General features: G+C 39.3%; 18 protein-coding genes. 4 read left to right on the top strand and 14 right to left on the bottom strand.

The annotated features are described in order from the left end of the window. Positions 1-43: 43 nt before the first annotated feature. Both AB657_RS06620 and AB657_RS06615 read right to left on the bottom strand, forming a co-directional pair. Positions 44-1,066, bottom strand: a complete 1,023-nt coding sequence (locus AB657_RS06620) for an NAD-dependent epimerase (protein ID WP_047245777.1) — start codon at positions 1,064-1,066, stop codon at positions 44-46. Continuing rightward, positions 1,063-2,460 (bottom strand): nucleotide sugar dehydrogenase, encoded by a 1,398-nt coding sequence (locus AB657_RS06615; protein ID WP_047245776.1) that lies wholly within the window; start codon positions 2,458-2,460, stop codon positions 1,063-1,065. Before AB657_RS06615 ends, AB657_RS06620 begins: the two co-directional genes overlap by 4 nt. Before the next feature lie 255 nt (positions 2,461-2,715). Between AB657_RS06615 and AB657_RS06610 the strand changes: the two genes are divergently transcribed. Genes AB657_RS06610 through AB657_RS06595 form a run of 4 tightly spaced genes read left to right on the top strand, consistent with a single transcriptional unit; the run spans position 2,716 to position 9,001 of the window. Then, a complete protein-coding gene (locus tag AB657_RS06610) occupies positions 2,716-3,837 on the top strand; it encodes a DegT/DnrJ/EryC1/StrS family aminotransferase (RefSeq protein WP_047245775.1) in 1,122 nt (373 codons plus the stop codon). Beyond that, a complete protein-coding gene (locus tag AB657_RS06605) occupies positions 3,834-5,777 on the top strand; it encodes a polysaccharide biosynthesis protein (protein WP_047245774.1) in 1,944 nt (647 codons plus the stop codon). Before AB657_RS06610 ends, AB657_RS06605 begins: the two co-directional genes overlap by 4 nt. Before the next feature lie 43 nt (positions 5,778-5,820). Continuing rightward, a complete protein-coding gene (locus AB657_RS06600; protein ID WP_047245773.1) occupies positions 5,821-6,600 on the top strand; it encodes a polysaccharide biosynthesis/export family protein in 780 nt (259 codons plus the stop codon). A 34-nt stretch (positions 6,601-6,634) separates the two neighbouring features. Next, positions 6,635-9,001: a GumC family protein gene (locus tag AB657_RS06595; protein ID WP_047245772.1), complete on the top strand. Its 2,367-nt coding sequence runs from the start codon at positions 6,635-6,637 to the stop codon at positions 8,999-9,001. Positions 9,002-9,010: 9 nt separating this feature from the next. On the opposite strand, the gene AB657_RS06590 is transcribed toward AB657_RS06595, so the two are convergent. From AB657_RS06590 to AB657_RS06535, 12 genes are all read right to left on the bottom strand, one after another. Next, positions 9,011-9,754, bottom strand: coding sequence for a tyrosine-protein phosphatase (locus tag AB657_RS06590; protein WP_047245771.1), 744 nt, complete (start codon positions 9,752-9,754; stop codon positions 9,011-9,013). A gap of 639 nt (positions 9,755-10,393) precedes the next feature. Next, a complete protein-coding gene (locus AB657_RS06585) occupies positions 10,394-12,208 on the bottom strand; it encodes a hypothetical protein (protein ID WP_047247847.1) in 1,815 nt (604 codons plus the stop codon). A gap of 249 nt (positions 12,209-12,457) precedes the next feature. Next, positions 12,458-13,948 (bottom strand): M48 family metalloprotease, encoded by a 1,491-nt coding sequence (locus AB657_RS06580; protein WP_047245770.1) that lies wholly within the window; start codon positions 13,946-13,948, stop codon positions 12,458-12,460. A gap of 13 nt (positions 13,949-13,961) precedes the next feature. Further along, the gene (locus tag AB657_RS18060; protein WP_198146886.1) at positions 13,962-15,170 is read right to left on the bottom strand and encodes a DUF6882 domain-containing protein; all 1,209 of its coding nucleotides are present in this window, start codon (positions 15,168-15,170) and stop codon (positions 13,962-13,964) included. Positions 15,171-15,181: 11 nt separating this feature from the next. Further along, entirely contained in the window at positions 15,182-15,835 is a 654-nt protein-coding gene (locus AB657_RS06570) for a hypothetical protein (protein ID WP_047245769.1), read from the bottom strand. A 57-nt stretch (positions 15,836-15,892) separates the two neighbouring features. Then, the gene (locus tag AB657_RS06565; protein WP_047245768.1) at positions 15,893-16,303 is read right to left on the bottom strand and encodes a hypothetical protein; all 411 of its coding nucleotides are present in this window, start codon (positions 16,301-16,303) and stop codon (positions 15,893-15,895) included. Positions 16,304-16,410: 107 nt separating this feature from the next. Further along, positions 16,411-17,148 carry a LytR/AlgR family response regulator transcription factor gene (locus AB657_RS06560; protein ID WP_047245767.1) on the bottom strand — a complete coding sequence of 246 codons (738 nt, stop codon included), beginning with the start codon at positions 17,146-17,148 and terminating at the stop codon, positions 16,411-16,413. Next, complete coding sequence (locus tag AB657_RS06555) at positions 17,145-18,998, bottom strand: tetratricopeptide repeat-containing sensor histidine kinase (protein WP_047245766.1); 1,854 nt, start codon at positions 18,996-18,998, stop codon at positions 17,145-17,147. Before AB657_RS06555 ends, AB657_RS06560 begins: the two co-directional genes overlap by 4 nt. Positions 18,999-19,389: 391 nt before the next feature. Continuing rightward, positions 19,390-20,529, bottom strand: coding sequence for a serine hydrolase domain-containing protein (locus AB657_RS06550; protein WP_047245765.1), 1,140 nt, complete (start codon positions 20,527-20,529; stop codon positions 19,390-19,392). A 58-nt stretch (positions 20,530-20,587) separates the two neighbouring features. Continuing rightward, entirely contained in the window at positions 20,588-21,685 is a 1,098-nt protein-coding gene (locus AB657_RS06545; RefSeq protein ID WP_047245764.1) for a DJ-1/PfpI family protein, read from the bottom strand. 62 nt (positions 21,686-21,747) lie between these two features. Next, positions 21,748-22,353, bottom strand: a complete 606-nt coding sequence (locus AB657_RS06540; RefSeq protein ID WP_047247845.1) for a hypothetical protein — start codon at positions 22,351-22,353, stop codon at positions 21,748-21,750. Between the two features lie 109 nt (positions 22,354-22,462). Next, complete coding sequence (locus AB657_RS06535; protein WP_047245763.1) at positions 22,463-23,107, bottom strand: hypothetical protein; 645 nt, start codon at positions 23,105-23,107, stop codon at positions 22,463-22,465. Positions 23,108-23,296 lie beyond the last annotated feature (189 nt).

Genomic DNA, 23,296 nt, shown 5'->3' with positions numbered 1-23,296 from the left:
AATTATATTAATGCTTGGGGAGCTAAAAAAATGTTTTTTTCTTTTACGAATAATATTCCTTATACCAATCTACAAAACGCTGTACCCCTTTTTTTATGGAGGTATTGGGGCTATATCCGTAATCGGCTATCAAATCATTTACGTTGGCCCAGGTTCTTTCTACATCCCCCGCCTGCATGGGTAGCATTTCTTTTTTAGCGACTTTACCCAAGCTTTCCTCTATGGCGGTTATAAAGTCCATCAATTTTACCGATTTGCTATTGCCGATATTATAGACCTTATAATGGTCTTTTTTAGAAACGGTATCGGTTATAGGGGTTTCCATAATACGTACGACCCCTTCGGTAATATCGTCGATATAGGTGAAGTCGCGTTCCAATTTTCCATTATTGAAGACTTTAATAGGTCGATCGTTGATAATGGCATCGGTAAACAAAAACATCGCCATATCGGGTCTTCCCCATGGGCCATATACCGTAAAAAAGCGTAAACCTGTTGTTTTAAAACCGTATAGGTGCCCGTATGAATGAGCCATTAATTCGTTACTTTTTTTGGTAGCTGCATACAAACTCACTGGGTAATCCACAGAATCGGTGGTTTCAAAAGGTATTTTTTCATTAAGCCCATATACGCTAGAGCTACTGGCATATACCAAGTGCTTTATTTTATAGTTACGGCAACATTCCAAAATATTCAAAAAACCTACCAAGTTACTGTCTACATAGGCTTCGGGATTTTCCAAGCTATAACGAACGCCGGCCTGTGCCGCCAAGTTACAGACTTTGTCGAAAGCCTCGTTCTTAAATAATTTGGGAAGCTGTTCCCGATCTTCCAAAGCCATTCGAACAAAAGAGAAAGCGGGCTGGCTTTCACTTTTTGCTATTACATTGAATGGTTCCGCATCGCTTTTTTTTATTCCCAATTGTTGTAGCCGTGCATATTTAAGGTTCACATCGTAGTAATCATTGATGTTGTCCAAGCCTACTACGGTATGGCCTTTCTCTAAAAGGGATTTGGCCACATAAAAACCTATAAAACCTGCGGCACCTGTTACTAAAATTTTCATGATTGGCCTATTTTGTAATAATTAAAACCAATGCTGTTCATTTTTTCGGTATCCAGCAAGCGTCTACCATCAAATACAAAGGCGGGTTTTAGCATTTGATCGTAAATTTTTTTCCAGTCGTACCCTTTAAATTCATCCCATTCCGTTAAAATGGCAATGGCATGGGCATCTTCCGTTGCCTTTATGGGGGCGTTGGTGACCTTTAGCAAAGCCCTGTTCTCTTCGGGTGAGCGCGTGTTCAGATAATCCAAATCGGCATAAATGCGTTCTTCGGTAACCTTGGGATCGTATACCAGAATTTCTGCTTTTTCCTCTAAAAGCGCATCGGCTACAGAGATGGCCGGAGACTCTCGGGTATCGTTCGTGTCCTTTTTAAATGCCCAGCCATAAAGCACTATTTTTTTTCCTGAAATAGTGTTGTATAGGGTAGCAATGATATTTTCGGCGAACCTACTTTTTTGGTAGTCGTTGGCGATGATGACCTGTTCCCAGTAATCCGCTACTTCTTCCAGTCCATATGACCTTGCTATGTACACGAGGTTAAGGATGTCTTTTTGAAAGCATGATCCCCCAAAACCAACGGAGGCATTTAAGAATTTAGGTCCGATACGGCTGTCGTAACCAATGGCCTTGGAAATTTCTTGGATATTAGCATCTGTTTTTTCGCACAAGGCAGAAATGGTGTTAATGGAAGAGACCCGCTGTGCCAAAAAGGCATTAGCTACCAATTTAGAAAGCTCTGACGACCATACATTGGTCTGTAAAATACGTTCTTTTGGAAGCCAGTGTTCGTATACCCAACTTAAGGCGTCCTTTGCTTCTTGTCCAGAAGGAGTGTCATTACCACCGATCAATACGCGGTCTGCATTTAAAAGATCGTTTATAGCAGTACCCTCGGCCAAAAATTCGGGATTGGATAGTATTTCAAAGTTTACCGAATTGCCGGTATTGTCCAAGATGTTCTGTATGGCCTGGGCCGTTCTTACCGGTAGGGTCGATTTCTCGACCACGATTTTATCGTCTTTGGCTACCCTGGCAATGTTACGGGCACAAAGCTCTATAAATTTAAGATCGGCTGCCTGCCCTTTTCCTTTTCCGTAGGTTTTGGTAGGGGTGTTGACCGATATAAAGATCATTTCCGCCTCATCGATAGCTTGGTCCACAGAAGTAGAAAAGAAAAGATTTTTCCCTCTGCTCGCTGCTACAATTTCTTTGAGTCCAGGTTCGTATATGGGAAGCTTATCCAAGTCTTCCGTATTCCATTGCGCTATTCTGTCTTCATTGATATCTACTACGGTTACCTGTATCTCAGGGCATTGATTGGCGATGACGGACATGGTGGGGCCACCAACGTAGCCGGCACCGATACAGCATATTTTTGTAATCTTTTTCATCTATACGGCTAGGAGTTAAAAAGACAAAGGTTAAAAAATAACCTACAATTAGAAAATGTATTTTAGATGTATTTGTTATTTGAAGGGGTGAAAAACGTGAAGCACCGTTAAAATGGACCTGTTAAATCCTTTAACCGATAATTTGCATGTATTAAACGAATTATGTTCTTAATTCTCGTGATTAAGGAGTGGGATAGTTAATTTTGAGTTCTATATTTGTAACCCTAAACACTTGAACCATTGAAAACCACTTTAATGCCTACCAAAATTTGGCTCTCGTCCCCACACATGGGCGGTGCCGAACAAAAATACGTAGCCGAAGCCTTCGATACCAATTGGATTGCCCCATTGGGACCCAACGTGAACGCCTTTGAAAAGGCGATCGAGGAAAACTTGGGGAACGGAGCGCACGTGGCCGCATTGAGTTCGGGTACGGGTGCCATTCATTTGGGTTTGGAACTGTTGGGTGTTGGGGCCGGTGATGAGGTTCTTTGTCAAAGTTTTACTTTTTCCGCTTCCGCCAATCCCATTCTTTATTTAGGAGCAAAACCTGTTTTTGTAGATAGTGAGGCCGATACATGGAACATGTCTCCGGTATTGTTGCGCGAGGCTATCGTACATAGAATAAAAAATTATAAAAAACCCAAAGCGATCATTGCCGTGCATTTGTACGGTATGCCCTATAAGGTAGATGAAATCCGTGAAATTGCGGACGAATTTGAGATTCCCGTTTTGGAAGACAGTGCGGAGGCTTTGGGGAGTACCTATAAAGGGGATCGATGTGGGACCTTTGGCGATATCGGAATCTTATCTTTTAATGGAAATAAGATCATCACTACTTCTGGAGGAGGGGCTTTGGTGTCAAAGAATAAGACATATAAGGAAAAAGCAGTGTTCTTGGCCACCCAGGCCAGAGACGACGCACCCCACTACCAACACAGTCATGTAGGGTATAATTATAGAATGAGCAATGTACTTGCCGGTATTGGCAGGGGGCAAATGGAGGTTTTGGCCGATAGGGTAGCCGCAAGAAGGGCAAATCATGCATTTTACTTTGATGCCTTGAACGGCCATAAGAAAATTACGTTTTTGCCGGAGCCAGATGGTTGTTTTTCAAATAGATGGTTAAGTTGTATCTTAACACCTTCTTATGAAATGAGAGAGAAAATAAGGACAACTCTTTTAGAAGAGAACATTGAGTCAAGGCCCTTATGGAAACCTTTGCATTTACAGCCTATTTTTAACGATTACGAACAGTTCATGGATGGAACCTCGGAAACCCTTTTTGAAAGGGGGCTTTGTTTGCCCAGTGGTTCCAATTTAACAACAGAAGATTTAGAGCGCGTTGTTTCTAACATCAAAAACGTTATAGCATGATACAAAAATACTTAACTTATAATAGTCAACGTTACGCTTCTAAATGGTTGGTGCTGGTTATAGACCTGGCTACCATTGGTTGCTCGTTTGTATTGTCGTATTTGATTCGATTTAACCTAACCTTGAATTTTGAGGTTGAGAATTTATTGGTGCAATTGCCTTTGGTTTTGGTAACGGCCTTGATCGCTTTTCTTATAGTTGGATCCTATAAGGGGGTTGTACGTCACACAGGGGTAAGGGATGTCTATAATATTTTTAATGCCGTTTGTTTATCAAGTATCTTGGTCATTTTTGTGGTGCTTGCCAATAGAATGTTTGGTATTCTAAATGTCTTTACCATTCCCTTATCCATTATAATCATTAACAGTCTTATCACCTTTATAGGGCTTACGGCTTCAAGATTTGTATTCAAATCCATTTACAACAGAATGCACAGCATTGACAAGGCCTACAAGAATGTGTTGATATATGGTGCTGGAGATTCGGGAGTGCTTACACATGGTGCCATTACCAACCATGCACAAAGTAAATACAAGGTCGTGGGATATGTGGATAGAGATCCTAAAAAAATGGGTAAAAATATTAATGGGGTACCTGTTTTTTCAAGAAAATCATTGACAGAGTCTTTTATAGCCAAGAACAATATTTCGGAGATTATTTTCTCTATACAAAATATAGATGCTACCAGACTTCGTAAAACTGTAGAGGGCTTGGTGGATCTTCCCATTGTGGTTAAAATTGTACCGCCCATTGAAGATTGGATCAATGGTGAGTTAAAGGTTTCACAGATCAAACAGGTACAGATAGAAGATTTGTTGGACAGGCCTCCCATAAAAATAAAGAACAGTAAAATAGAGATGGAGCTGTTGAACAAAACGATTATGGTAACAGGAGGGGCTGGTTCTATTGGTAGTGAAATAGTGCGTCAAATTTGTTCCTATTCGTATAAATCTTTGATTATAATAGACTCTGCGGAGTCTGCCTTGTACGATTTACAGCAAGAATTAAAACAGAACGGGTGTCACAATTTTATTCCCATTGTAAGCGATATTCGAGATAAAAACCGAATGAACGCCTTGTTTATGGAGCATCGCCCCAACATGGTCTTTCATGCGGCAGCCTATAAACATGTACCTCTTATGGAATACAATGCGTATGAGGCCATAAAAATTAATATTGCAGGAACCAAAACCGTGGCAGACCTCTCATTGGTTCACGGAGTGGAGAAATTTGTTTTTGTATCTACGGACAAAGCCGTAAACCCAACCAATGTAATGGGAGCGTCTAAGCGTATTGCCGAAATGTACATTAGTTGTATGCAAAAAGAAAATAAGACTAAATTTATAACCACTAGATTTGGGAACGTATTGGGATCCAACGGATCTGTTATACCATTATTTAGAAAACAAATAGAAAAAGGTGGGCCTTTGACCTTGACCCATAAAGATATTACCCGCTATTTTATGACTATACCGGAAGCTTCCCAATTGGTATTGGAAGCTGGGGCCATGGGTGAAGGAGGTGAGATTTTTATCTTTGATATGGGAGAATCGGTAAAAATTTTCGATTTGGCCAAGAATATGATCAAGCTCTCAGGATTGAGGTATCCCGAAGATATCGATATAAAAATTACCGGTCTGCGCCCAGGGGAAAAATTGTATGAGGAGTTGTTGGCCAATGGTGAAAATACCATGCCTACCTACCATCAAAAAATTAAAATTAGTAAGGTACGTGAGTTGGATTATGCCAAGGTGCGCTCTAAAATCGATGAACTATGTATAACCAACATGTTCTTTAATGGCAATACCGTTAAACTGATGAAAGAAATTGTGCCCGAATATGTTTCTAAAAACTCGGACCTGTGCGAGTTTGATGAAAAATCGGAGGATACCGTTGACGGCTCAAAAAGCAACTCAAATTTAAAAATTGTTCAATCTTAAATTTTTAGTATCCTTGTGGTACACTAATCCATTCAATATAATTATGTTAAGAAGCAAAGGTATTTTCAAAGGAGTATTTGTAATAGGGTTCATAGGAGCTTTACTGACCTCTTGTGGGTCTAAAAAGGATATCGTTTATTTTCAGGATGCGGCCGATTATGAAACTATCGTAAGCGATAATAGCCATGTAAATACCTTTAAGGTAGATGATATTTTAAGAATTAATGTGTCTACCTTGGATCCCGCGGCCAGTGTGCCCTTTAACCTGTTTTCTAGTATGCCGGAAGGAGCTGTGTCGAACCCTCAGCAATTGGATTACCTAGTGGATAAGAATGGAGAGATCGATTTTCCGGTATTGGGCAAAATTAAGGTGGTGGGACTTACCCCGGAGGAAACCAAAGAATTATTACGTGAAAAATTAAAGCCGTATTTAAAAGATCCTATTATTAACATTCGATTGTCCAATTTTACCATTACGGTATTGGGAGAGGTAAACCGCCCCGGAACCTACCAGGTGAATGGTGAACAGATTACTGTTTTGGAGGCTATTGGTCTTGCTAATGACCTTGGTATTAAGGGAAGACGGGACAATGTATTGGTAATTAGGGATTTTAACGGGACCAAAGTGTATACCCGTGTTAATTTGACGAGCAAGGATATTTTAAACTCACCGGTTTATTACCTTACCCAAAACGATGTGGTGTATGTAGAGCCTAATAAATCGGCCGTAAGCCAATCTACTTTAGATAATAGGGCTGGTTTGGCAGTGTCTATAGCATCACTTGTTATCACTACAACGATACTTCTAATCACTAGAAATTAAGATAAATACACGCAATCATATTCAAAAGTAGTCTATGAATTTTTCCGATAAAAAAGAGGATATAAAGAACATTATTAGCACCTATGCCAAGCAATGGAAATGGTTTGTACTATGTGGGTTCTTGGCCTTGGTCTTCGCATACCTGAATATAAGATATACGATACCAGAATATGCCGTGCAGTCGCAGATACAGATCGTACAAGAACAAAATACTTCTAATGGTATGAGTATCTTTCAGGATCTTGACATTATGGGAGGTGCCGATAAGCAAGTAGAGGATGAAATTGAAATATTGTCCTCAAGATCCAATTTTATAGAAGTGGTGAAAGAATTGGGGCTCAATGTTAAAATGATGGCCTTGGGGAAGGTTATTAATTCTGAGATATATGGGAATCAACCTATCAAAATAAATTTTATTGCGGCCGATTCTATTGTCAATAATGCCAAGTATAGCTTTTTTATAGAGTTTACCTCGGCAACTACCTTTGGTTTTGCTGAAGATGAAAACTCGCCATCAAAAGTGTATTCATACGGGAACGGGATTCCGACGCCTATGGGAGATATGGTCATAACCCCCAATGTAAAGGACCCCAAAGGTCTAATTGGTAATGAGTACCATGTTTCTATTAATCCGGTGGAAAATGTGGCACGCTCTTTAAAGTCGACCGTTTCCATTTCGGCGACCCAAGAGTATTCGAATATTCTAGATGTGTCCATGACCAGTGCCATACCACAAAAGGCAAAGGATATTATAGATAAGTTGGTAGAGGTATATAACAGGAATGCAGTAGAAGAGAAAAAACGTGTTGCGGATGCTACTTCTGAGTTTATCAACAATAGAATAAAAATGATTTCGGGAACACTTAGTTCTGTAGATCAAGATGCCCAGGAATTATTGACCGAAAAAGGAATGACGGGATCAGGCCTTGAGGTTGGTGCGGCTGTACAGGTAAGTGCCGGTAGTCGTCAAAATTTGGAAAGTGCCAAGGTGCAGTTACAAATGGTAAGTGGGCTTAAGGAATATGTAAGTGGAGAAACGGGGTATGAGGAAATGCCCGTAGTAGATGTAGGAAGTAGTGCTTTAAACCAAGCTACGATGCAATATAATACCTTGGTAGCGGAACGTAAACGATTATTGAAAAGTGCGGATGAGCAAAACCCGATGATCGTTAATTTGGATGAGCAATTGGAGGGGTTAAAAAACACGATGAAATCTAGTTTGACCTCTTTGGAGCGCAACGTGGGGATGAACGTAAGTACCCTACAGAGTCAATTAGGCCGAATTCAGGGAACCATATACTCGGCTCCCGAAAACCAACGTGAATTGAGGAATATTACCAGGAAGCAAGAAACTACTGAATCGTTGTATCTCTATTTACTACAAAAACGTGAAGAATCTCAAATTGCGTTTGCTTCCGCAGAGCCTAAATCGCATGTGATAGATAAAGCTTATGTAGCTAGCCCAACACCGGTGAAGCCTAAAAAAGCTATTACTTATCTTGCTGCTTTAATGTTGGGTATGTTGGTTCCTTTTGGGGTAATTTATGCCAAAGATTTATTGGATACCAAAATACATAACAAACACAACCTCGAGGACATCACCAAAGATGTACCCGTTTTGGGTGAGCTGCCAAGCTTAGGTAAAAAGGATTCGAAGCTAATTGTAAAGGATGACCGTTCTGTCTTGGCAGAGGCCCTTAGGATTTTAAGGACCAATCTGGACTATATGATAAAGGCCAAGAAAGGTGCTGAAAATGGCAAGAACAATAAAATATTTATTACTTCTAGTGTACCTGGAGAGGGTAAAACTTTTACCTCTACCAATTTGGCCATGATATTGGCCAGTACCAATAAAAAAGTATTGTTGATCGGTGCGGATATTCGTAACCCGAAATTCTATTCTTTCTTTGTGGGAGATTCTGTGGATAAAATGAAAAGATCGGAAAGGAATAAGGATGCCGGACTTACAGATTATATCTTCAACGAGAATATTGAAGTAGCGGATATAATTAATCCTATGCTGGTACATAGTAACACCATCGATGTTATTTATTCAGGTAAAATACCACCAAACCCTGCAGAATTGTTAATGAGCGATAGGGTAGGGGAACTTTTTGACAAGGTGGCCGATATGTACGATTATGTTATTGTTGATACCGCTCCGCTCATGGTGGTCAGTGATACCCTATTGATAAGCCCACATGCTGATCATATTATTTATGTAACCCGTGCCGGTGTTACCGAGAAAAAGGCTGTGGAGTTCCCATTACAGTTAAGGGAAGAAGGTAAAATTAAGAATGTGTCTTTTGTAGTGAACGATGTAACCTTAGATAACCTTGGTTATGGAGGTAAATACGGGTACGGCTACGGAAAGACAACCAAAAAGTGGTGGAAATTATAGAGGGGCTGTTTACCCTCTAAAATTATAAGCTGTTTTTTGTATTAAAGGTTCTACTTTGGCAATAAGGGAAGTACTAAGTTGTATTTCCCTTATTGCTTTTAATTGCCGTGCGTTGTGTACATCAGACGATATAAAATCCAATAATCCACTATCTAAAAGGCTCAATGCCGATTTCTGTACTTCTTTTCCATAATAATTGGATAATGAAAGTATGTTGAGCTGCATTAACATGCCTTTGTCCTTATATTCTTGATAGGTTCTGGTTTTGCCATGTAAGAAGGCATAACGTTCTGGATGTGCAAGAATGGGATAAAGGTTCTTGTCCGCTATTTTTTCCACTGCTGTAAGCAAGTTTAAAGAGGGTTGTAAATAGGACATCTCAATTAATAAATACCGTTTGTCCAAAGGCATCACCTCGTCCTTTTCCAAAATATTCTCAAAATTGGAATCGATCATATGTTCAGCGGCCATATCTATATTTACATGGTTTAAATTATTCATTTTTAAACCATTTTGAAGTAAGGCAAATGAATTGGATATGGTACCCGGTGTATTGGGATGATAGTTCTCCATAATATGCGGCGTACATATAAAGTCAGAGACGCCAAATTCTCCAAATCCCTTAATCAATTCAATGGAATCTTCCACACTTTTAGCCCCATCATCTATACCGGGTAGCAAGTGGTTGTGTATGTCTACAAAACCTTCTAGATAATCTATTAAAAAATTCTTCTTTGTAAAAAAGTTGAACATGTATATACTGTTTAATCTTTAACGGCATTGTTTTTATTCCTACGGTAAAACAACAAATAGGTTTCAAAATTTTGCCATGCAATGGTGCAAATATAGAACTTAGCATTTTGTTGATTTTGACTTTTAGAAAATTTAGATGTAGTACGTTTGTTTGCATGGCCCTTTTATTCTTTGTTTTTAAAAAAGAATAATAGGTTTTAGACTTATTAAAGTACCCGCGAAAATGGGTAAAAATACCCCAACGATACAAAATGCCCCATACTAAATAAGTGCAGTCTTTTACTGCTCAAAATACTTTTTATTGGTTTTCAGTGATTTATGGATGGATCATAAAAGAATGGGCATATTGGCACACAAGTTGCCCACTAGAGAACGTTATGTTTAACTATGGATGTACATGAAGCGTGTCCATAGAAATTTTAATTATGTTGATTAGCTATCGATAGAACCTTGATTTTTGGAAGTAGGGTCTAACTTTTTAACTTTTCAAGTTATAGATTTCCAGAAAGCCAAGTTCTATTTAGTTTTTGATCCGCCCGGTTTGGGCTATGTATTTTTGCTTAAAGTGGTTACTTCAAAATCGGGCGGTATCAAAAAAATCTAGTTTTAAGTATGTAAAATCTTCTTTCTACATCACTTTTACGAAGCTAAGTTGTCTTCGTAGATGTTAACCACACTGGCTAGTTGTATTAATTTGTCTTTATATGTTTTTAATTGTTTTAGTACACCGTTATATGTAGGGGGTACTACATTGTTTTTTGACCGGAACAATTTTTCGTAATAGGATATACCTTCATTTAGATGCTTGCCAAACGATACTAATTGTTTTTTGTGTTTGCCGGTCGGTGATCTTCGATATGTTGAAATCTGGTTCTTATAATAATCAAGGTAGATATGTAATTCTTTAATAAACATATGAGGTCTGTCGGTACGTGTAATTATGTTTGTTCTGCCATATATATGGTCGATCATTTCTTTTAAAGAAGCAATCTTCGAAAAATAGGCCATGTTGGGCCCTGGGCAAACAGATACTCCATCTCCCTCGATTTTTGTATCCAAATCGTGGGCCAATAGGGCAGAAGTGCCCAAGCCTACACAAGTACATGACTTTTCGGTAATCTTTTTAAAATGATAATCGTATTCGGCTTTCGAAAGGTTGAGAGCTTTAAGTTCTTTCAGTTTTTGATGTTGATATTGTCGTGATGCGGTACAAAGGCCTTTCTCGTTAAAATCTTTGTTCAGCGCAACAAACTTCTTCGGACACGGACTACCGGGTTTGCCATCGGAGATACGCTTTAGTTTTTCCATGTCTTTTGTATTTCCTTTTAAACTATGAAAAGGAACACCCAAAGGGGAAATATTGCTCAAATAGAGATCTTCTTCTTTGGCCTTGACCAATTTATTCAAAGTACCTTGATCCACTGTAGTTGCCTCTGGCACCAATAGGAATGCAGATCCCCAACCTATAGCGTCCACGTCATATTCGTCAAGTAAAAATTGGTGTTCTTCTGCTGTACCTACACCGCCTTGAGCAGTGATTTTTAGAGGCAAAGGCTTTTTGGGAAAAGGGCGTTGTTGGTGTTCAAGTGCATGAATAAGAAGTTCGTGCACGATATTGATCAGTTCTCGTCGGTTTTCTTTAAACTGTTGAAGAATCGGCCCCATCAAATAGCCATCCGTAGCAAAGGCATGACCACCACAGTTGAGTCCCGATTCTATTCGGTATTCTGAAACCCAGATTCCCTTTTTTGCTAAAAATTTTCCTTGAATCAGGGCTGATCTATAATCACTAACCTTGAGTACCACTTTCTTTTTGAGGTTTCCGTCCGCATCAGGATAAAAATCATCAAATTTTTCCAGGTAACTGTATAAACGTGGATTCATTCCAGCCGATAGGATAACGGAAGAGCGTAGTTTGCTTTTTGCAAAACCTCTAAGGGCCGCATGGGCGTCATTAAATTCTGTACCAAGCTTTTCTTTCTTTACATAGTTGTCCTTGTCCACCTTGGTCATAATGTTCACATCAATACTTCCCATTGGCATGTGTTCCTTTACCCAATCTTTTATATCGGTCATACTAAGGCCATTTTGGGTAAGCTGAAAGAATTCTTTTTTTAAAGAAGAGGTATCGGGCAGTAGGTTGAAATACGATTTAATACCAGCGGCAGTTTCGGTGGTGGAATTCTTGAATTCCTCGAATTTTTCATGAGCAAGATCATGAATCGTATTAAGATAAGAACTAATGCGTTTGGCCCTAAAATCTTCCATACTCTCCGTAATTTCCGTGTAAGGAAGGTTGTGTTTGCCAGCATACATTTTGCGAAGTTTTTCCAACAGAATATCATCGACCAATGAGATAACGGAGTCGATACCGAATTTTGAAACTTTTAATGGGGAATCGATAGTGAACCCTATACCCATAACGGGAATGTGAAAGGAATGTGCGTACGTCATAAATTGTTTTTTGTGATGGTTTAATCGCATTGAACGTATTTGTTCATGGATTGAAAAAAACTGTAGCTAACAAAAATGGGATTTCAGATATTCTTAAAACATGATTTTGATCAGGTTTTTGAATTAAAAGTAGATGAAATAAGGTATCCCATTCTTTGGAATAAATCCACTGCTTATATTCATAAAAAACAAAAAGGGGAACATAAAATGTTCCCCTTTTTTTAAAAGGTCCTAAAAAAATTTTAGAATCTAAACTCCCTGTGCATCGCTAATTACGCGATCTATAAAATCGGTGTTGATACGCAAGAGCCTGGCTAGGTTATAGAGTACGTTTACTTCACTGTCGTCTATCTGCCCGTCGGCGTACGATATAATCGATAGGTCCCTTAGAATATTCAACTTTTGCATTACGGACAGTACCAGATCCAGATCGTTGGACAGTTGTTGTACTTCTTCGATCATTTCCTTTTCGGTAAGGCCTTTGATCGTCATCATGCAATTGGCAAAAACCTTAGGGAGTACAATACTGCTCAATGCCTGTATTTCCGAGTCGTCGACAACGCCATCGGCATTCGATATCAAGTAGCCTCCCAAGAACATAAAACGCTGTATTTTTTCCGAATACTCACCGTTTTCTTCCAAGTTCTCGGGCTCCATCAACGACATGATGCGCTTAATTTCTAGTTCCATGGCCTCTTCGCTGATCTCTCCACTAATACTGTCGTTAAAAGAGGCATAGGTTTCGCTCTTGTTAAAAAGTTCCAAGGCCTTGATGCGTAAAGGACTAAAAGGGTGACTACTGTACCAATCCGATGGATCGTGGTTGGCATCGTTCAAGGCTTCTTCCAAATCTACAAATTGCTCTATGTAAGCGTTTAGTTGAAAATCCAGCGAATCTGTGGTTACCCCAGAAGATAGCTTAAAGAACGTACGGCCAGCGGTTTCAAAATCTTGGCAACAAAGCAAGCCGACCCTATCGGCACTAATTTCGGCATTTCTGTTCCATGCATACAATTTCATGGCGTGTATGGGGGCCAGGTCATTTTGGCCAATATCCAAGATCTGACGTACCGGGTAATCAAAATGTTCAAAAAGTACATGGCCGATTTCATGACCTATCACAAAAGTCAGCTCTTCCTTTGTAAAACGCTCCAACATTCCCGAAGACAAAATGATATAAAGTCTATTGTCATCCGGCGGGTAGCAAGAAGCATTGAATTGGTCGCTCTGGTAGACGAAAAATTCAATGTCTGCCTTTAGTCTTAAAATCTCCTTGCAATGTTCACCGATTTCGTGAAGCATGGGGGCCAAGGTTTTGGTCAACCTTAAACTGGATTTTAACAAATGCTTTCTCGATTTGAACTTGCCGTTGGTTTCGTTGACCCTTTCCAAGGTCTGTTGTATCAATTCGTTGTTTTGAAACTCGATAACATAGTCCCTATCGCCATCATATACCAAGTGGTTCAGATTTATTCCAGCTCTTTTATCGGTATAGATATCGGCCACTTTTTCCGTGATCGCCTTTTCGTTCAAGGCGTTGATCTCCTCAATACGTTTGGTATAATCATCGGCCAATTTTGTGGTTGTATCTTGAAATGCAACACTTACTTCTTGTATTTTTTGAAAATCGCCCGATGCCTGTGCCGCGTTTAAATTGGCCATCATTTCTTCTTGGGCCGCATTAATGGCGTCTTGGTGTTCCTTTTGTAAATCCGCTAAGGTGGTTGATGTGTATGACATAGTATTATTTTTTTTAAGCTTGAACGGCTGTTTTTGAATTTGAAATTTTCATGAGGTTTCCCTTTAGGTCGAAAATGCCCAGAATTTGATCTTCCCCGTTTTTGGCCAAAATGTTATTGCCACAGTTTTCTACTTGATATCCTTTTGCCATTAAGTAATAATGCAGGCAGTATTTATGGGGAAACCGAAAGCTTGCCGCAAGGTTGGTGAAATGGGAACAGATCAATGCAGGTGCGGTTCTTGCTTTGTTATCCAGTTCAGCGGACCTTACGGTCACATATACCTTTAGGCCTTTAAAAGTTAGCGGTACGTAACAACTGTCTTGTAGAATCACTGAAGCTATCGTAGAAAAATATGCACCTGGATCTGTATCGGTTTCCAGTTTAGGAGTCGTCAGGTCCTCTAACTTATGGGCGGTTCCCAATTCTCTCATTCGTATGGAGGTGTCAAGAAAGGTCTCTGGAATTCCGCTTTGGTTGTTGGCCCAGGCCCATAACCAGCTTTTTTCGTTCTCTGAGTATGTTCCAATAACCTGAATGTCAAAAACCTTGTCGTCACCATAGGTTAATTTACCTTCGAGAATATCACAACTCCAGTTCAAACCTTCTACCATCTCCCCGAAAATTTCTTGCTTTTCGCAAGCCAATACAAAAGATTGGTCGTACAGTTCCGCCATGGAGACGTTGGCAAGTGAGTCGGATTGTACTTGTTGATTTTGCGGTGTTTCCGTTTTTTCCGAGGTTCTTGGCGTTTCTGTAACGGTCGTTGCCGCCGCTGCCGGTGCTTGACCCGTTGCTGCCTCGGCAAATTCTTCCAGTTTGTTTTCCAACAACTCGATAATACGATTTGCCTTGTCTTCTGCATTATCGGCATTGATAACGGGACTATGGTCAATTTTCAGCACCCCCTCTTCAAAAGTGATGGCCTTTCCGAGACTATGCTCATTGTTTTCATTGACGATAATAACTTTTTTTAATCCCGCTTGTAAAAGTTCAACTCCCATTTCATCGATACAGATCGCCTTAAACGCTTGGATCAAGGGCTGGAAATATATTTTGGGAAAAGTGTCTTGATACAGGTGCGAAAAGCGGTCTTCCATTAGGGTGTCCCACTTAATATCCATGGGAACTTCGTAACCTGCTGCTTTGTTGATCTCCGCTTCCAAAGCGGGATATTGGTCGTTTTGAAAGGCTTTGATTATTCTTTTTTCTTTAAGGCCCATATTTTTGGTTTTTATAGTTGTTGTAATAATTTTTCTTCTAAGATTTTGGACAGTTCTTTTGGCAATGCCCTGTCGATCGCCAATGAAATGGTAAGTGTCGTATCTTGAACATTAATACTTAGTGCATCTGCCTGTTGTAGGACGATGGTATCGATGGCCTGCCAAGCTTTTTGACCTATTTCATCTATGGTGATTAGTGACACGACGTCTTTTAATGCCTTGAATACATCCTTAATGTTCAACCTATTGTTCAATTCATTAAGGGGAAGTTGGTCTATGTTCACTTCCTTGATCTGATTTCCCAATTGTGGCTTTTCGGTCTGCAACCAACGTTTCAGCTGCAATACGGTAAGCGTTTCGTTTGCTGGCTCCAAGGGTCTGCTAATAGTCCCTTTAGATAGGGCTACGACCATTTTTTTGGGCTGTTTTACCGTAATGGATACCAGACTATACAAGTTGAAAAACGATACCTGCTCATCGGACGATAGCAGACAGACCGATTTTTGGTTATTCGCTTCTTTAATGTCTAGCACAATGCCCTCCAAGTAGTTTCCGTTGCTAAGGGAAACACCTATAAGAACAGGTTTTTCATTTTTATGGACGCTTTGTAAAACCTGTTCGGGCGTTTGCGCCACAAAGGTGTTATAGTAGGGTGTATTTGTCATAACAAGAAGTGTTGTAATCGAATATCAATGCGTAATAAAGCTCTAACAGGAATAAGTTTAAAGCTTGCTTTCCAATAGATCGGTCAACACCGTTACCCTCTCTTCTACGTTGTCGGCATTGAGTATGGGGCTATGGTCAACGGTTAGAACGCCTTCGGCAAATGAATAGGCATTTTTAGGGTTGTGATGATCTTTTGTGTTGGTAATGTGTACTTCCTTTAAACTTTCGGCCAAAGCTTCTTTCCCCATTTCGTCGGCGGTAATGGCTTTGAAGGCTTCGATAAGGGGCAAGAAGTATATTTTTGGATACGAGTCGTTATAAAGATGTAAAAAACGGTCTTCGAATAAGGTTTCCCATTCAATATTCAAGGCTACGTCAAAACCTGCTGCGGATATGATTTGTGCCTTTAATTCTGGAAATTGTTCTTCTTGAAATGTTTGGGTAAATCTTTTTTCTTTTAATCCCATGATCTTTTGTTTTAAGGGTTATTTGTTTATTTACCTCAAAACTAAGACGGGAAAAGGGGGATTTTAAAACCGTTTTACATTTGCTATTTTCTGTTTTGTATTTGCTTTTATAGGCTGTCCAAAACCTGTTTTAGGTACGATTTTTTTCGTGTGGCCACGGGTATTTTTTCGTCGTTCGTTAGGCAAACGGTATTGTTGCTGCCAATCGTCTTTATGTATTTAATATTTACCAAGTGCGATTGGTGCACGCGTACAAAGGTATGTTCGCTTAAAATGTTCTCATAGTACTTTAGGTTGCGGGCGCTCATGATTTTTTTGTCCACGGTATGGAACACCGTATAGGCACCATCCGATTGGCAGCGTACAATATCTTTGATTTGAAGAAAATATTGGGCATCTGCGGTTTTGATCAATAAGGTTTTCTGAATTTCCTTGTCATTGATCTCTGCAACTTTGTCCAGTGCACTTTTATAGACTTGCTCTTTCTTAAAAACCTCCCTGAACCGATCCAAACATGCGGACAGTTCATCGGAGTCTATCGGTTTTAGCAAATAGTCTATGGTATCGAACTTGATGGCCTTTATGGCAAATTCATCGTAAGCGGTAATAAAAATAAGTTTAAAGGCGATGCTGTCCAAGGCCTCCAAGATTTGAAAGGCGTTACCGCCAATGAGCTCTATATCGAGAAAAACCAAGTCTGGGGTGCGCTTTTTTAAAAAGCTAATGGCGTCTTCAACATTGTCTATTTTGGCAACTACCTCAATGTCTTTTTGGGTATACTTAATAAGTTTGTCAAGCGTGTTAAGGGCATTGAATTCATCCTCAACTATAATGGCTTCGATCATTGAATTTTCAATTTAAAAAACACTTTTGTTCCTGCGGGCTTATTATCCTTGTCGTATAGATCTTCGATTACAAAGGTTTTTTCCTCTCCCTTTTTTCTCATTTTTAAACGTTCTTTAAATATACTTGTTGCGTGCAGTTCTTCGGTTATTTTTTCGTCCTTGGCCTTGGCCGATCGTCCTACCCCGTTATCGGAAATGACGAAGGACAATTCGTTCCGATTCCTTTCTATTTTAAGCCGTAGTTCGCCGCCTTTCTTTTTCTCCTTTAAGCCATATTCTATGGCATTTTCAATAAAAGGCTGTAATAACATGGGAGGTACCTGTATGCCCGAGGGATCGTCTATGCCTTCCATTGCTATCGAATAGGAAAACGCCTTGTTAAAGCGTAATTGTTGGGTTTCTATATAATTGGTGACCATTTCAATTTCCTTGTCCAATGGAATGGATTCCTTTCTTACGTAATCGAAATTTTGTCGTATCAGTTTGGAAAATTTGGCAATGTAGTTCGATGATTTTATAGGATTGCCTTCTAGGGTGATATTTTGAATGGCGGCCAAGGTGTTGAAAATAAAATGCGGGTTCATCTGTACGCGCAGCAGGCGCTGTTCTAATTTTGAAGCCCTGTTCGCCGCCCGTAATTTGGTATTGTAACTATAAAAGGCGGTTATTATGAGTAAGAGTATGAAGAGGGTGACCGTACTGATCAAAAGCCAGGTGTTTCTACGGTTTATTTCTTTCTGGTGTTTAATTTCGGTCTCCTTTCGCTTTACCTCATAATTGACATTGGCGAAATTCAAAAGCCTATCTTTTTCGAGCTTATTTAAGTCTTTCCGTAAACTGTCCCTCACAATTTGATGGTTCAATGCTTTGGTGTAATCTCCTGACATAATGGACAGGGCAATCAATTTATCCCTTACATCGATCTCTTCCTTTGTGTTCTTTGTAGCTTTATAAATACTAAGGGCTTTGTTGAAGTTTACTTTGGCAGAGTCTTTTTCGGCCTTCAGTAAAAATAGATTTCCGAGACCTTTGTAGGGAGCTGCGTTTATGGCTTTTATATTTTTGTTCAAGGTAATGGCACCCCGCAGAAATTTCTCGGCACTCTCGTATTCCTTTGCTTCCATATAGGTGTAACCTATATTATTCAGTACACTGACCAATGTTTTGGGGTCTCTTTTGGTCTGGCTCAGTGTCATGGCTTCCGAGTAACTGGCCAAAGCTTTGTTGTACTCCTTTAATTTTAGGTACACACTGGCCTTATTGCTCTTTATTGAAATTATGGATGTGGTATCCGCCTCTTGGGAATACAAGCTGTCGGTCAATTGCACATAAGCCAAGGCCTTGTCGTAGTCCTTTAGGCCAAAATGAAGTTTGAACAATTGGTTGTATGCCTTACCTTCCATGCGCTTATCTCCGATCAACTGTGCCAATTCCAAGGCTTGCAGGGCATATTTTTGTGAGGTTTCGATATCTCCCATGTGGAGGGCGGCACCACTTAAGGTAATCAGTGAACGGCCTTGGTTGTATTTGTCCTTTAGCTCCACAAACAATGTATAGCCTTCGAGATGGGTGTTGAATGCCTCGGGATATTTATCGTTTAAGTATAAGGCTTCTCCTTTATTGAACAATAACAGGGCCCGCTCTAGGTCGCTTAGGTCTTGGTTGTTTTGCAATAAGCTGTCCAGCTCAAAAAGTGATTCTTCAGGTTGTGTCAGTCTTGTACTGTCCAATACGGCGAGTCTCTTTTCTATACTTGGGCGTACGGTATCCTGATACCCACAGGCCGTAAAAAATACCAAGAATAAAATGCAAAACCCTAGCTGCCAAAGGCTTTTGTGTCTTATCATCATGAAAGGGGAACTCGATGTTATTTGAGTAGGCTAAAGTAAGAAATCAACCATGTTTATTGCGGATATTGGGGGTTGTTTTTTCGAGTGTTGTTTTATCTGGATGCTTCTCTTGAACATTTGGAAATAGAGGTAGCGAGTAGGGGAAAGGGTAAGAAAAGGGAAGAAGTGGAACGACCTTTTTCTTCCCTGTGATTCTAGTAGAATATTGATGAGACGGGAACAAATGGTTGATTTAATTATGGTGGTTTCTATGAAACCAATGTAATCTCGAGTGCCTTTCTTCTGTTTTGATTGGACTGTTTGTAGTGTCTGAAAAATGAATTGTTTTTGTACTGGGCCATATGCCCGATACAATAAAAACTCATCATTATTTTTTTAAGATGGGTACCTGCTACGATTTCTTTTCTATTGTTTTAAGTATGTCATATACCAAGTTTAGCGTGCTTTTCGAAGCTTCCAATTGGTTTAAGGTGCCCGCGACATAGGTGTCTAATTGTGGACAGTACCATAAAAAAGCAGCTGTACTACCTGTATGACCAATAAGTTGTATGTCTGTTTCAATATTTAACAGATCTTTAAAAGATACTTTTCGTATTCCAAACCCGTATTGCATACCTATGGTCTCATGCATCCAATTTTGCATTTGTAGGCGTGTTTCTTTTTTTATGATTTTATCTTCATTGTATGCTTTAAAAAATTGAATTAAATCTCGTGTGGTCGATACCAAGCCGCCGCCACCCCAATCGGCACTTAAACTTTTGAACGAGGAAAGTTCTATATCGCCCACATAAAAATCAGCTATTTTAAGGTTGGTATTTATTGGTGATGATTTTAAATTGATATAAGAACTATTCATTTCCAACGGTTGAAAAATGAATCGCTGAAAGAATTCATGTAACGTTATACCACTTATTTTTTCAATTATTAATGCCAGAAGCACATATTCGGTATCGGTATAATGATAGCCTTGGCCAGGAACAAAGTGGGGTTTCATCTTTTCTTTGGTGAATAGAATCATTTCTTGGGGGGACCAAGACTTATTTGTATCAATAAGTAATTGATTGATAATATTTGGGCTTTCATCAATGGTGGTATCTGTGAAATAGTCTGGTAAACCCGAAGTATGTTGTAATAAATGAGCTATGGTTATGTCTTTTGAATATTCTTTGCCGTCCATTACATGCAGATGTTCGGTAAGTAGTTCTGGTAGATGTTCAACTATTTTATCATCAAAATTCAACTTACCGAGGTCTTGTAAGATTCCAATGGAGCTGGCAGTCAGCATTTTGGTGATACTGGCCGTGTAAAAGGGATTGTTGGTCGAGATAGAGTCTTCCGAGTTAATTTTACTATCGGCTAATTGAATATCTATACCGTTGGTTTTAGAATGTATATGCAGAAAAGCACTTTTAATCGATTCTTTTTCCAATTGGGTCCTAAACAGTTTTTCTATATCTTCATCTATGGTATGTTGACCGAGGCAAGATATTGAGATAAAAAGCAGCAGACATAGTATTGCGTTGTTTTTCATATGTAGAAATTTATTGTTTTTAATAGTTCTCTAGTTATAAACAGTGTCTTGCCATATTCTATTGGTTAATTGTGTATCCTTTTACATAAGATGCCAGTTGCAACATATTATAAAATTTAATAAAATCGCCCTGCAATACCGAAATAAAGCTATGGTCTACCAATAATCCTCTAGAAACGATTTGTTTTTTTTCATGGATTATTTCTTCGATTACGGTTTTAGAGTTTTCTAGTCCTCCGGTTTCGTATGCTTGTAAGGCTTTAACAGCATTTTCTTCGGCGGTTATGGGTCTTTGTTTGGGTGTATATCCCATTTGTTTTACCATGGCTTCTGCCAACACCCAAACCGACCACGGATTTTGACCGGTTATTAAATTTTCATCAATACTTATTTTTTCCAAGTACATGGTTCCTTCATTAAATTCTGCGCCTTGTTCAATTAACTTATCTTGTAATAAGAAAGGGAAAATAGAGGCTGCTTTTGGTATCAACAAAAGCTCCTCCCTATTGGTAAAACCACTTACGTTTTTATTTTTCACAAACCATTCTCCGTTGTTTAGCCTTATATTTACTAGGGCTGCAGGGCCATGACATACGGCTCCGATAACTCTGTCCGTAAAATAAAAATTTTGAACTAAGTTTTGTATATGGATATTGTTCGGAAAATCGAACATAGCGCCTTTGCCTCCAACAAAATAGACGGCTTTATATAGTTTGGTATTTACATCTTTTAACGACAATGTGTTCTTTAATCTATTTTGAGGTATATCGTCATTTAAAAAGGCATAATCGAACTTGCCCATGTCGTCATCGTCCAGAACTACTGGGGGGAGGCCACCTAAGGGACTGGCAATATCAACATCAAAGCCGTTGGCCTTAAAAACATAATAGGCCCTTGCTAATTCGGTAAGTTCATAACCGGTGCTCTTTTCGCTGGCGTCCATCGTATCTGTACTGGTTACAACAGCCAGTATTTTTCCTCTATATGCTGGTACATTTTCTGTGATATAAGCAATGTCACTTGCTTTACTATTTATTAATGCAGTATCGTCTGGTGGTAATAAACTTACAATATATATACCCGTAATAATAATGATGGCAAATACAATGGCCATACTGGTCAAAACCCATTTCACGATGCGGTATTTTTTAAACATAGTTTCTTTTTTTACTGTTCTTTAAAAAGTTGGAATTAGTGCTGTTTGTTCTTATAGCTTAATTAGAACCAGCTAAACCCTAGCCCTAGGTTAAAGGTGACAACGTCTCTGTGGGCATCTTGTTCTAGAAAAGCTCTTCCCATAACTAGTTTGGACTGAATGTTAATGGCAAAGTTCTTCTTTTTATAAACTTCGTATCCGGTGCTGGCCATAACTGCACAGCCAAAATTCCAATCATCGTTCACGTTGTCCTCTATGTCGTAAAGTGCGGGTGAGTCAATTGCCAAGCCTAGGCCGCCATGAATCCACCACCGGTCTTTTACCCAATATTGTACAGATGGAATAAAGCCTCCGAAATGTCTGTCGTTGTCCTGAAATTCATAGATCATGCCGGGCGTAGATGCAGTAATGGCCAACTTATCGTTTAGCATATAACCAAACTTTAGTTCGGGAAAACTGATAGCACCTTGCGATTCGTCGAAAGATGGTATGCCATTACTATCCTCTATACTTATAATACCTCCTCCAAGTCCTATTTCTAGCATAAAACCTTTGCGTTGCGATATGGTTTGGTCGGTAGAACTGTTTTGTGAAAATGCCACTGTAGACATTAGTGTACAGGCGATGAACGCCATTTTAATGATAAATTTTTTCTTGATTGTTTTCATGATTGTTCGTTTTTTGATTGTTCTTAATTTGATGTTACAAAGTTGGGGTACATATTGAAGCAGGTCGTCTCGATTTATAAATAAGAACTTTATTGCATTTGATTTGTATTTAAAATTTAATCCCCACATAAAGGTTAGGTTCAAACAGGAAATAAGATTTCCATTTATTGTCCAATTGTTTAAATTCTTCAGGAGTATTGGTGTCAAACATCCAATTTTGGCAATGAATCTGGGGTTCTACGAAGATGCGCTTCTTTTTTCCGAAAGCAATGTGATACCCAAGGTGGTACGATGTGTAGAGCTTAAAACCGTTGGCTATTTTCTTATCGTTCAGGTCCAAATAGGTCTTGTACTGGGGCAAAACTTCCACTGAGGCAAATAGTCCCTTCCACAGCATTCGTTGATACGATATTCCTATTCCCGTTTCTCGCAGATAGCCAGGGTAAAATTCCGTTTCAGAATCTATTTTGTCTTTAAGTCCGTCCCACCACTGAATGCCCATAGGTTGAAATAGCCTCCACGTGGCAAGTTTGACGCCAATGATGTTTTTAGAATCCAATTCGCGCTTTACGTGAAGCTCAATGTGCTGGGTATTGGTTCTTTCGCCTCCTTTTCCAATATTGCTTAGGATAATTGCAGGAAAACTGACCCTGTATTTATAATCCGTAGCATTATTCCTTAAAGATTCCTTGTTGCCCTGTGCCCATACGTTCAAGGAGCAAAAGACAAAGCCGATGATCAACAGTTTTTTCATTTTGATTTGTTTTTAATTGTTCGTTTTTTGATTTACAATGAATTTACTGGTGCAAAGAAACGTGGTAAGTAAGGGCGCTTCGTCCTGAATTATGATTTCAAACCTTTTGCCTCTGTGGCCAAAAGGTATTCCCGCTATTTTCGGAAAGTGTCGTGTTTCATGCGTGCCAAGAAAAAAGGCTTAACATTT

This window comes from Maribacter thermophilus (assembly GCF_001020565.1).
GTDB lineage: Bacteria > Bacteroidota > Bacteroidia > Flavobacteriales > Flavobacteriaceae > Maribacter > Maribacter thermophilus.
The sequence above is the reverse complement of the archived record's forward strand: the minus strand, read 5'-3'. Positions and strand labels throughout refer to the sequence as shown.